This window comes from Rhodovulum sp. 12E13 (assembly GCF_003340565.1).
In the GTDB taxonomy this organism is placed as follows: Bacteria; Pseudomonadota; Alphaproteobacteria; order Rhodobacterales; family Rhodobacteraceae; genus HLUCCA09.
In genome coordinates, this window is the sequence record NZ_QPLK01000049.1 from 1 (window position 1) to 11,545 (window position 11,545).

The following is an 11,545-nucleotide window of genomic DNA, read 5'->3' on the forward strand; positions in this document are numbered from 1 at the left end:
GGGCGGCCCTATGCGGCGAGGCTTGACGGCTGGGCGTAGCGCCAGGGCATGAGGTCCTCGATGCGGGACTTGGGGTGTCCGTCGAGGATGGCGCGGAGGGTGTCGGCGAGGTAGTCGACCGGGTTCACGCCGGCCAGCTTGCAGGTGGCGACGAGCGACGCGAGCATGGCCCAGTTCTCGGCACCGGTCTCGTTGCCCGCAAAGAGGGCGTTCTTCCGGGTCAGCGCGATCGGGCGGATTTGGTTCTCGACCGGGTTGGTGTCGAGTTCGAGGGTGCCGTCCTCGAGGAAGCGGATCAGGCCGGGCCAGTGCGCGAGGGTGTAGCGGATGTCTTCGGCCAGCTGGGATTTCTGCGGGATGCGCGACAGCTGGGCCTCCAGCCACGGCTTGAGCGCGGCGATGATCGGGGCGGCGTGCTCACGACGGGCGGCGAGGCGGACGGCCGGATCCCTGCCGCGCACGGTCTTCTCGATCCCGTAGAGGGCCGCGATCCGGCGCAGGATCTCCTCGGCGATAGGGGAGCCCTCGTTCTCGAAGCGCTTGACGAAGCGGCGGCGGACATGGGTCCAGCAGTAGACCAGCTGCCACGGGCCATTCGCGCGCTCGATCTCGGTCAGCGCGGTGTAGGATTGGTAGGCATCGCATTGCAGGAACCGGCCGCGGTATCCGGCGAGGAACTTCAGCGGGTGCTGCTTCCCCCGGCCGGGGGCGTAGTGGAACAGCACGATCGGCGGGTCGGCGCCGCCATGGCCGCGATCGTCGGACACGACAGCCCAGAAGTAACCGCTCCTCGTGGCCTTCCGGCCCGGATCCAGCACCGGGGCGCGGGTCTCGTCGACGAAGATGCGGTCGGCGCCGCGCAGATGGGCGCGCATGTGGTCGATGACCGGTATCAGGTGGAAACACGCGCGCCCCGTCCAGTTGCCGAGCGTGCCGCGGTCGAGATGGAGCCCCTGCCGTTCGAAGATCCCGGCCTGGCGGTAGAACGGAAGAAAGTCGCCGAACTTCGAGACGATGATCCACGCGATCAGCCGCTCGGTGGGCAGCCCGCCCGGGACGACATGCTCGGGGGCGTGTGCCTGCGCCACGGCCTGCGAACACCGGCGGCAGGCGTATCTGGGGCGCCGCGTCACCAGCACCTGGAACTGCGCCGGGATCACGTCGAGCCGCTCGGAGATGTCCTCACCGATCCGGGCCATCTCGCCACAGCCGCAGGGGCAGAGGGTGCTTGCGGGCTCGATCACGCGCTCGATCCGGGGCATCTCTGGCGGCAGATGCCCGCGGTTGCGCGCCGGCTTGCGGGGCGTCTCTCCGCGCGCCCGGGCAAGCGCCGCCTCGGCCTTCTCCTGAGCGGCCTCCAGCACGCCCTGGGCCAGCTCGGCATCTTCCAGGGGCAGGTTGAACTGGTCGGGCGACAGCTTCTCGGAGCGTTTGCCGAACTGCGCGCGCTGCGACGTGCGCAGGATGTCCTCCAGCCGGCGGTTCGCCTCCCGCATCTCGGCCAGCGCCGCCTCGACCTCCGCCAGGCGGGCCTTCAGATGGGCGTTCTCGCGGCTGAGGGCGTCGGCATCCATGCGCCGAAGTGAATCATGCCGACACGGTTTCGACCAGCCAAAACAGGGGCTTCCTGCACGGTCACCCGGCGGTCAGAGGTCTCCGCGCCCGCTCCGGTCGCACCAGCCGCCAGTCCAGCCCTTCGAACAGCGCCGCCAGCTGCGCGGACGACATCCGCATCACGCCGTCCCGCACCTGGGGCCAGACGAACTTGCCGCCCTCGAGGCGCTTGTGCACCAGAACCATCCCGGTCTGGTCCCAGACCAGGAGCTTGATGCGGTCCGCCCGCTTCGCCCGGAAGACGAAGACCGCCCCGCAAAACGGGTCGAGCCCGAGCATCTCCTGAACCGCCAGCGCCAGCCCGTCGATCCCCTTGCGGAAGTCCACCGGGCGCGTCGCAACATAGACCTTCACCGGCCCGCCTTGGCCAAGCATCATGACATCGACGCCCGCGCCGCCCGGATCGCCCGCGTCAGCACCCCCTCGTCAGCGTCGATCCGGGCGCGGATTACGACATCGCCGATGACGATCTCCAGCGCCGGCGCGGGATGCGACGCCCGCGCCTCCTCGGCAGGGTCCTCAACCACCAGTTCCGCGAACATCAGCAAGCCTGCCACGCTCTCGGGCACCGTCAGTTGTCCCGTCCGCAGCTTCTTCCTCCAGTCGTAGACCTGCCAGCGCGTCGTCCCGTGCCGTCGCGCGACGTCCGCGACCGTCACGCCGGGCACCAGGCTCTCCGCCGCGATCCGGGCCCGCTCCGACTTCGTGCGACGCCGCCGCCCGGTCGGCCCCTCGATCACCTCCAGCCGCGAAACCTCACCGCCCGTCGAGCCGCCCAAATGGACGCCCACTTTGCCGTCTCGTTCCAAGTCTCACCTCCGACGCTCGTCCGCGCGGAGAATGCCCGCGGCAGAGCGCCGGTGGCAGGAGGGGATCCGCGTCGCGCATACCGAGCATCGCCGGAGCTTCGGTCATCTTCGGCACGAAGTGCCAGTGCGTGCCAGCCCACATGCCCCAGCCCGCGCCCTCGACGTAGCAGACCTTCCCCTTCAGGCTCTTCGCCGCCCAGGCACCGAGCGCGGGCCAGTCGACCTCCATCATAAACAACGGGCACTCTTCCGCCTTCTGCATCCGCTCGGCATACGCTGCATTAGCAGCCTCTGCCGCGCGGGCTTTCTCCGCCTGCTTCGCGTCAGCCTTTGCCTGCTTCTCGGCGGCCGCGATCTTCTTCTCGAGCGTCTTTACGGTCTTTGCACTCGCCTGGGCTTTCGCCCTTGCTTCCGCTGCTCGGCGGGCAGCCTTGACTTTCTCTGCCTTTCGGGCAGTCGATGCGATCGCCGACGCTTCGGACGCCGCCACCTTGTCGGCATCAGCCTGCTGCTGAGCGGCTTCCATTTCCTGCCGAAGGGCGGCAAGATTTTTCGCATTTTCGGACATACTTCTCTCCTGCGAACTCTCGGGGCCTCCTCCTGCGGGCCCGCCCCCGGTGGCCAAACCGGGGGCGTATTGAGGTCCGCGAAAGGAGCTGCGCATGAAGCGCAAGAAGGAGCTTGTTCCCTTTCTGTTCGCTCGGAAGCGCTGTCGCTCACATTTCCGTGAGGGGCAAGTGGGGGCAGGCTAAGGGCAAGTCTCTTGCCCCCTACTTTCGCAATGGTATCAGAGGGTTATACCCTAAGGGGCAAAAAGGGCAGGTGTTTGGAGTTCTTCACGCGCGAAGATCGTTCGAAAAAATTTCTATGGATGTTCCACTCTGGCGGGAGAGACGTTTTTGAAAAATTTTCCTCTCTCACGTTACAGGGGAGAAGTCGAAATTGCCTGCCCCCTTGCCCCCTAAGCGATAAGGTGTTGAGGGCACTCCTAAAACCGGGGGCAAAGAGCCTGCCCCAAAGCCTGCCCCCTTGCCCCCTACGTCCCCACCCACTCCCGCCAATCTCTCCTGCACACCGCAGAGGAGAGACCCATGCCCGACCAGGAAGAAGAACTCCGCTCCGATCTTGTCGCCATCGCCGCTTGGCTCGACTCGGTCTACCCCGAGCACGCACCCGTGACACTCATTTCGGCGCTTCAATCCGATGCCTCAGGCCCACGTGAAGTGGGCATCCTTTTCGCGGACTTCTCTGGCGTAGTGCAGTATTCCGGGCCAGTGGTGCGAGACGCGCGCTGGGCGCTTTCGATCGCAGGATGGACCCTTCAATGGAACTCGAACGCCAAGACGCTCGCGGTCATTGTAGCGAACTCGCAGTCCGCCTCGGCACACGACATCATCTCGGCTCTTGGTCGCTTTGGGGGAGGGTGAGACGGCCTTACCTTCTTCTCGGCAACGGCATGGAGGCAGGCAGCATGGATCCCGACGAACTCATCTCTGACGAAGACTACTGGATCGACGTCGATAACTGGCCGATCGTCGTCTACTGGGACGCCATCAGGCTCGAAGCCGACGACAAAGCTCATGAAGATCTCGCGGAGGCGACGGCATTCACGCACCTCGACGATCACCACCTGAACGAGGAGATGGTCTGCATCGCCGCCGAGATGATGCGCCGTCACTATGCCCAGGCCAGCGCGCATCGGCGCCTGGTGATCCAGCAAGCCCGCGCCCGCGCAATTGGGTAGTGCCGCTTAGATCGTAAAGCACAATATATTGTGCCTACCCATAGAGCCTTTCTTGTCGCCATTGGCGCGGCCATGTGATCGCTCCGGGAGGTGGCTCCAGGTGATGCCCTATATATTGGGTCGAGGGCGCCCATTTGGCACAAAATAGGGGTCCCCAAGGGGGTGGGGGCAGGTAATGCGGGGGGCGGGCGACTTGCTTCGCATGCGTGCCTCAAGCGCTCCAAACCTGACCGCACAACCACATATCGCGCGCGCGTGGGAACCCTGGGGCCACATCTCCCTGGAAAAGCCCAGGATGATCAATGTCCAAGCCCGATCCCAGATCCACGTCCGTGTCCGAGGCCGCACGCTGGATAGGTGTGCGCCGGCAGACCCTGACGGAGTGGCTGATCGCACTCGGCATCGACTACTCCGAAGGCGTCAGTGTTCCGGAGATCTTCAAGGCCAAGATCGAGCACGAGAAAGAGGCCGCGGTCCGCAAGGCCCTCGCGCAAGTCGGCGTGGGTGAGGACGGCGAGGGATCCGGGCAGATCTCGAAGGAGGAGGCGCAGCGCAGGAAGGCCGTCGCCGACGCCATCATCCGCGAGATCGACATGGACGAGCGCATCGGGAAGGTCGTGCCGATCGAGGCGGTCGTCGACCGGGTCGCCGCCCAGTATTCCTCTGCAAGGGAAAAGTTCTTCGCGATCCCGACCGGGCTGTCGCAGGAGGTCGCTAATCTCGACGACCCGCAAGTCATCTCGGCCCTTATCAGGGACAAGATCGACGAAGCCCTGGAGGAGCTGGACGCGGAAGCGGCGGGGAGGGTGTCGTGAAGGAAATCTACGCCGGATCCGTCGAGGCGCTGGACCGCGCCCTCGCTGAGACCCGCCGGTATGCCCTCGCGCCATCGCCGCGGAAGTCGTTCCTCGAGTGGGCGATGGACGAGAAGAACGTCAAGCTGTCGATCGAAACGACCGCGCGGCCCGGCAAGTTCAAGCCCTTCGTGTATCAGCGCGGGATCATGGACGCGTTCTCCGACCCGTCCATCCGGATCGTCTCGGTCGTGAAGCCCACCCAGGTCGGATACACCGCGCTGCTGGAGCTCTATGCCGGCTACATGATGGAGCACGATCCTTCGAGCATCATCTTTTACATGCCGACCGACGACGACGTGCGGCGTTTCCACGACGACCACTTCATGCCGATGGTGAAGAACGTGCCGCCGCTGCGTGAGATCATGCGGTGGGACGGCGAGTGGAACATCCGCCGGACTGAGCGGGGCAGCCGCATCACGTTCCTATCCGCCTTCAACGTCAAGAACTTCCAGAGCCACCGGGCGCGGTGCGCGATGATCGACGAGATTTCCTCCGACGCATACGACCCCAGCGGCAAGACCAAGGAAGACAAGATCAGCGCAGCGATGGAGCGGACGGGATCATACCCGAACCGCAAGAACATCCTCGGCGGCACGCCGTCGGTGAAGGGCCGCTGCCGCATCTGGTCCTGGTATGAGCGGGGCGACCAGCGGCAGTTCTTCGTGCCCGATCCCGGCACGGGCGAGATGGTCACTATGGAGTTCGGCGACCGGTCGACACCCCACGGGTTGAAATGGAAAGACCGTGATGCGGAGACCGTGGTCTACCGGTTCCCGTCCGGCGTGGAGGTGACAGAGCGCGAGTTCGACCGGGACATCCTCCCGCAGGGCGACTGGATCGCCACCGCCGAGGGCGAGCCTGGCCACGCCTCGTTTCGTTTCAACGCACTGATCTCGGACATGCCCGGCGCGGACTGGCCGAACCTCGTGCGCAAGTGGCTCAGCGCGAGGGACCAGATCCGCGAGAACCCCGGCCCTATGAAGGCCTTTTACAACCACGTTCTGGGGATGCCATTCGAGGACTTCGAGGCCAAGAAAGGCCTAACAGGCTGCTGAAGAACGTTCTGGATAGCGCTCGCTCGTCGAGCAAACCGATCCCCGGCACGGCGGTCGGCCACCAGCTCGACGAGAGATCGTGAAAAATCGCCCGATTTTCGAGCGTGTCTCCGGGGCGAGAGTTTTTCAGCAGCCTGCTAAAGTCCGTTCACGACCTCCAAGACCTCCAAGAACCGTATGACGCGGAGGTTCCGGACGATGTCAATTTCCTGACAGCCGGTGTCGACGTCCAGTCCGGCGGAGACGACGGCGGATGGTTCGCTGTGAAGGTCGTCGGTTGGAGTCACCACGAGCGCGCGCGCGTCATCGGATACTGGGAGCTCCGCGAGAACCCTCTGACGACGGCGGACGCCTGGCTCGGTCTGGAAGCGTTTCTGAAGCGCGGCTTCCGGGACGGAGACGGGAAGGTTCATTACATCCAGGGCGCCGCCATCGACTCCGGCGGGCACTACACGCAGGAAGTCTATGACTTCGCCGAGAAGCACCGCCGCCGGAGGTGGTGGGCTGTGAAGGGCCGGAATAACGCGGCAGGCAAAAGGTCGGACAGTATCTGGCCGGCGAAGATCTCAGACAACGGAAGGGTCTACATGATCGACGTGGACATCGCAAAGGACACGCTGTTCCGGCGTCTCCATGGCGACGCCGACGCACGAAACGCGGTCACTTTTCCGCTCAATGCACTCCCCGGCGCGGTTTCTATGGACGGCCACTTCTTCGAGAAGCTGACGCGTGAGAGGAAAGAATACGTGCCCGGCGGATCGGGCTACAAATGGACCTCGCCGCGGGACCAGGAGCCGTGGGATACGCTTGTCTACGCATACGCGGCAGTGCACGGCCTTCGCTCCCTCCCCGGCGGCGAGACGTTCAAGAAGCTGACCGGCCCGGCGCCGGAAGACATCCGGCGCGCGGCTGAGAACCGCGCGAAGCGGGGCGGCAATCCGCGCAAGGCCGACGCCCCTTCCCCTGCTGCCCAGGCCACACCTGCGGCGAAGCCGAAGAAGAAAAAGCGACGCTGGGGCGTCCAGCTTGGCTGACCGGCGCGGCGAGCTGACCGGGGCCACATCTCCCTGGAAAGCAAGGCAGGCGCGCAGATGATCATTCGTTTTCGGTCTTTCTCCGATTCCCAGTTGCAGGAGATGCTCGACAGTCTCGTTGAGCAGCAGGTCTCTGGCGTTGCGTCGATCAGCCAGAACGGGGAGACGATCACGTTTTCGACGCCCGAGAAGATCGAGCGGGCCATCCAAGCACTCGAGCGTGAAATCACGCGCCGCGAAGACGCCGCCGCCGGGCGCACGCGCCGCCGCTCGTATGTCTCGTATCCCACCGGCGGAAAGGGCTGGCACTGATGCCTGACAAGAAGACGTCGTATCCGCGTGTGCGGAATGTGCGGATGAAGTCCCGATACATCGCGCCGGGTCCGACCTCCCACGGAATCCGCGCAATGTATGACGCGGCAGGCGTTGGACGCCGCGCCTCGACGTTTCAGGGGGCGAACGGCTGGTCGATGGAGTATCTTCTCGGGAAGACGCTCGACGTCGTTCAGCGGCGCATACTCCAGGAGGTCCGCAACAACCCGATCGCGGGTAGGATCGTCGATGTCATCACGCGCTCAACGGTCATGTCCGGCCCCAAGCCGAAGATCCGCGACGAAAGCTTGCGCGAACTCTGGAAGCGTCAATCGGGCAAGCTGGATGCCGACGGCGTCCTTTCTTTCGACGAGATGATCTCCCTGGTGGTTCGCGATGTCGCGACCCGCGGCGAGATATTCTCGTGGATCCGCGACCGCACCATGGACGACGTCGATCGGGGAATGGTCGCCGTTCCCTTTCAGGTGCAGCTGATCCCTTCGGAGCAGGTCCCACTGTCGAAGCCGCTGGCCGTGGACATTCAGGAGGGGTCCGATTTCCGGTCCGGTATTCTTTTCCGGGGGCCGGGGCAGCGGGACGCATACGTTTTCCTTCGGCGTCATCCGCGGAACGGCACTCTTGAGGGTTTCACGCGAGACGACTACGCGGTCGTTCCGTCGTCTTCCGTCCTGCACGTTTTCCAGCAGCGTGAGCCTGGCCAGATCAGGGGCGAGCCGTGGCTTGTCCGCAGCCTGATCCGGCTTCATGAGCTCGATGAGTATCTCGACGCCGAGCTTGTTAAGAAGAAGTTCACAAGCAAAATGACCACATTCTACAAGGCGCCGCAGATCGAGGTTTCGGGCGCTGAGCTGATCCAGGAAGAGGGCGGCGAGGTCGAGGAGGTCGAGGACGAGTTCGTCCCGGAGCGGTATGACGCGGGAGCCCAGATAACGATTCCTCCGGGCTGGGAGATCGAAACCCCGCGGCCTCACGAGGTCGGGTCGGATTTCTCGAGCTACATCCGCCAGGTGGTTATGGAAGCGTGCATGGCGGCGCACGCGCCGTATGAGCTTGTCACCGGCGACTTTTCGCAGACCGCCGAACGCGCCCTCCGCTACTACAACAAGGCGATTTACGAGCCCGTCCTGACCGCGCGACGGCAGATGGTCGAACACCGCTTCATCAAGCCGATTTTTCGTGAGTTTGTCCGCCGCGCGTATGTCGCGGGTCTCTGGACTCCGCCGGATGGCGAGACCTGGCAGGATTACGCCGAAGTCGAGTGGTCGTGGCAGCCGATCCCGCACCTTCAGCCCGCCCAGGAGATGAACGCGAAGACCGCCGCGATCAAGTCCAACCTGCAGTCCTTCAGCGGCGCGATTCGCGAGCTTGGCCGCGACCCTGACGAAGTCGCGCAGGAGCTGCGTGAGGACATGGAGCGCTTCGACGGTCTGTCTGTCGAGGCCTGGATGAAGGCCCAATCGGCGACACCGCCGGAAAATGGCTCGGACTGAGCGCGGCGCGCGGATCGGGGCCACATCTCCCATTCAACAAGCGAGAGCACAGCATGTCTGAAGAGATCGAACGCCCCAGCAATGTCGTTCCTTTCCGTCGGGAAGCACCGGCGGCCAAGCTGCCCTCGGGCTATGAAATCCGCGGTGCCGACACCGACTCCGTCGAGGTTTGGCTTTACGGGGAGGTTGGCTGGGAGATCACGGCCCAGCGCGTGAGCCGGGAGCTCGCCGAAATCGACGCCGAAGGAAAGACAGTCACGTTCCGGATCAATTCGCCGGGCGGCGACGTCTTCGAGGGCTACGCCATCGGCAACTTCATCCGCGGGATGAAAGCGGAAACGGTCGCCCAGGTCGATGGTCTCGCCGCATCGATGGCGTCTTTCATCGCGGTCTCGACCGATCGGACGGTCATGCACGAGAACTCCATGATGATGATCCACGAGCCGTGGAGCATCACGATCGGGTCGCGTGCTGATCACGAAGCGACCGCCGTCCTTCTCGGAAAGCTGTCCGAGCAGATGGTCGCGGCATACGAGGCAAAGCGCGCCGCAGCTCTTGGAGAGGTCGGCGATGACGCCGAGGATCTCGGCAGCCTGGTCGCCGCAGAGACATGGCTGACCGCCGAGGATGCCCGCGCCCTCGGACTCACAGACGAGGTCATCGAGCCCGCCGAAATCGCCGCCTGCGTCCGGCCGGACGTCCTCGCTCATTTCAAGCAGGCGCCGGATGAAGTGTCCGCGCTTGTCGTGTCCGAGGAGGACGAGGACCGCGAACCCGCACCGGAACCCGATCCGGAACCGGAGCCCGAGGGTCTCTCGGAAGACGTCCAGGCAGAGATCCGCACCGCGTGCCGCCTCTTCGAGGCGCCCGAACGCGCGGATGAGTTCATCGCGGCCCGCGCATCCATGGACGATGTGCGCCGCGCCCTCTTCGAAGCCCGTGCCGCCCAGGCGGACGAGCACGAGATCGAGACGAGCCATGCCCCGGCCTCCGGGTCGGGTCCGGAGCGTCTCACCGACGCGCAGCGCATCGAGCGTGCCATCGCGCAACGAGAAGCGGCCCGCCGGGCCGCACAGGCAGAAACCAACTGAGCAGGACCGAAAGCATGCCTCTTTCTGACGTCTTCACCCCCGATGCCTTCGGCACGCTCGAACTCACGCTTCGCGTGAACGAGCTCGAGCGTTTCCCGCATCGTCCTTCCTACTTCTCCGAGGTCTTCGAAGAGGACTTCATCGCAACCACCACCGTGCAGCTCGAGAGCCGCTCCACGGGCGTGCAGACGGTGGGTGTCGGCACCCGCGGCACCGTCGCAGGGTCTGTCGCGACGACCGAGTCTCAGAACGCCTACCCGGTGAACTCCGTGAAGGTCGGCAACACGATCTCGGTGACCTCGCAGGACATCCAGGACCGCCGTGGCGCCGGCACTCTCGACCTTGAAACGGTCCAGGCCGTTCAGGATCGCCGCATCGCGGAATACCTGCGCTCGCACGAGATCACGCGCGAGCAGATGCAGCTCTCTGCTGCCAAGGGGGTCTGGACGCTTCCGGACGGAAGCACCGGCCAGGACTACTTCTCGCTCTACGGCGTGAATGGCGGTTCCGAGCGCGCCCCCTTCGAGCTCGACCTGCTCGATAGCGGTGGCACGGGGCTCACGAACCACCACCTTCGCGAGAAGATCGGAGAGTTCATCGGCCTGACCGAGGACCGCCTCGGCGGCGTCGATTTCTCGGACGTCGACTTCGTGTGCGGCAAGGGTGCCTTCAACCTCATCACGAATTTCGATGAGGTGCGCGAGGATTTCGCGCGCTGGCAGGCTCTCGCGCGCCCGACGCAGACGCCGCTCGCGCCGTTCCGCTTCGCCGGTGCGAACATCATCCGCTACCGCGGCGCTGGTCTCGCCGAGAACGAGATCCTCCCGGTCATCCGCGGTGTCCCCGGCATGTATCGGTCGGTCTACACGCGAGCTATGCCGGGAAATGGGTGATGGGGCCTGCGAAGGCGGCGTATCGTGGCCGGTGATGAAGCCTGCCAGAACCTCCCGAAGGAGCGATACGCCATGGACGACGATACCACGATCACCCCGCTTCACCAGCCCGGATCCGTGGACGATCCGCTGACCGAGATCGCGCGCGACGGGGCGCGGCGCATGCTGGCCGCGGCGCTGCGGGCGGAGGCCGACGCCTTCGTCGCGCGCCATGCTGAGGAGGCGTTGCCGGACGGCCGACAACGGGTTGTGCGGCATGGGTATGGGCCCGAGCGCAGCATCCAGACCGGGATCGGCGCAATCGAGGTGCGCCGCCCGAAGGTGCGGGACCGCGCCGAGTGCGTCCCGGGGGAGAGGAAGATCCGCTTCAGCTCGGGCATCCTGCCCCGCTGGGCGCGCCGGTCGAAGAGCCTCGATGCCCTGCTGCCGGTTCTCTACCTGCGCGGCATCTCCACCGGGGACTTCCAGGAGGCCCTCTCGGCGCTGCTCGGGACCGACGCGCCGAACCTGTCGCCGAACGTCATCTCGCGGCTGACCGGCGAGTGGCAGCAGGAGTACGACCGCTGGCAGCGCCGCGACCTCTCTGCGCGGCGGTACGTCTACATCTGGGCGGACGGCGTCTACC

14 protein-coding genes are annotated in these 11,545 nt (G+C 65.2%); 10 read left to right on the forward strand and 4 right to left on the reverse strand.

Going from position 1 to position 11,545, the window contains the following annotated elements; genetic code table 11:
- Window positions 1-8 precede the first annotated feature (8 nt).
- The 4 genes from DLJ49_RS19940 to DLJ49_RS21540 form a co-directional block, all read right to left on the reverse strand.
- Window positions 9-1,574 carry an IS66 family transposase gene (locus DLJ49_RS19940; protein ID WP_115395273.1) on the reverse strand — a complete coding sequence of 522 codons (1,566 nt, stop codon included), beginning with the start codon at window positions 1,572-1,574 and terminating at the stop codon, window positions 9-11.
- Window positions 1,575-1,635: 61 nt separating this feature from the next.
- Entirely contained in the window at window positions 1,636-1,968 is a 333-nt protein-coding gene (gene tnpB, locus DLJ49_RS19945; RefSeq protein WP_199533461.1) for an IS66 family insertion sequence element accessory protein TnpB, read from the reverse strand.
- A gap of 20 nt (window positions 1,969-1,988) precedes the next feature.
- A complete protein-coding gene (locus DLJ49_RS19950; RefSeq protein ID WP_199533462.1) occupies window positions 1,989-2,405 on the reverse strand; it encodes a transposase in 417 nt (138 codons plus the stop codon).
- Complete coding sequence (locus DLJ49_RS21540; RefSeq protein ID WP_147277368.1) at window positions 2,371-2,991, reverse strand: hypothetical protein; 621 nt, start codon at window positions 2,989-2,991, stop codon at window positions 2,371-2,373. Before DLJ49_RS21540 ends, DLJ49_RS19950 begins: the two co-directional genes overlap by 35 nt.
- A gap of 523 nt (window positions 2,992-3,514) precedes the next feature.
- Here DLJ49_RS21540 and DLJ49_RS19955 point away from each other — a divergent pair.
- The 10 genes from DLJ49_RS19955 to DLJ49_RS20000 all read left to right on the forward strand — a co-directional run.
- On the forward strand, window positions 3,515-3,850 hold the full coding sequence (locus DLJ49_RS19955) for a hypothetical protein (RefSeq protein WP_115395275.1): 336 nt from the start codon (window positions 3,515-3,517) through the stop codon (window positions 3,848-3,850).
- Window positions 3,851-3,894: 44 nt separating this feature from the next.
- Window positions 3,895-4,167 carry a hypothetical protein gene (locus DLJ49_RS19960; protein WP_147277369.1) on the forward strand — a complete coding sequence of 91 codons (273 nt, stop codon included), beginning with the start codon at window positions 3,895-3,897 and terminating at the stop codon, window positions 4,165-4,167.
- 302 nt (window positions 4,168-4,469) lie between these two features.
- On the forward strand, window positions 4,470-4,982 hold the full coding sequence (locus DLJ49_RS19965; protein WP_147277370.1) for a hypothetical protein: 513 nt from the start codon (window positions 4,470-4,472) through the stop codon (window positions 4,980-4,982).
- A complete protein-coding gene (locus DLJ49_RS19970; RefSeq protein ID WP_115395278.1) occupies window positions 4,979-6,079 on the forward strand; it encodes a terminase gpA endonuclease subunit in 1,101 nt (366 codons plus the stop codon). Before DLJ49_RS19965 ends, DLJ49_RS19970 begins: the two co-directional genes overlap by 4 nt.
- 104 nt (window positions 6,080-6,183) lie before the next feature.
- Window positions 6,184-7,113, forward strand: coding sequence for a terminase gpA endonuclease subunit (locus DLJ49_RS19975; protein WP_158547525.1), 930 nt, complete (start codon window positions 6,184-6,186; stop codon window positions 7,111-7,113).
- A gap of 57 nt (window positions 7,114-7,170) precedes the next feature.
- Window positions 7,171-7,425, forward strand: coding sequence for a phage head-tail joining protein (locus DLJ49_RS19980; protein ID WP_115395280.1), 255 nt, complete (start codon window positions 7,171-7,173; stop codon window positions 7,423-7,425).
- A complete protein-coding gene (locus tag DLJ49_RS19985) occupies window positions 7,425-8,936 on the forward strand; it encodes a phage portal protein (RefSeq protein WP_115395281.1) in 1,512 nt (503 codons plus the stop codon). Before DLJ49_RS19980 ends, DLJ49_RS19985 begins: the two co-directional genes overlap by 1 nt.
- Window positions 8,937-8,989: 53 nt before the next feature.
- A complete protein-coding gene (locus DLJ49_RS19990) occupies window positions 8,990-10,027 on the forward strand; it encodes a head maturation protease, ClpP-related (RefSeq protein WP_115395282.1) in 1,038 nt (345 codons plus the stop codon).
- Between the two features lie 14 nt (window positions 10,028-10,041).
- Entirely contained in the window at window positions 10,042-10,920 is an 879-nt protein-coding gene (locus tag DLJ49_RS19995; protein WP_115395283.1) for a major capsid protein, read from the forward strand.
- Window positions 10,921-10,992: 72 nt separating this feature from the next.
- The coding region (locus DLJ49_RS20000) for a transposase (protein WP_199533463.1) at window positions 10,993-11,545 on the forward strand (553 nt) is incomplete at its 3' end.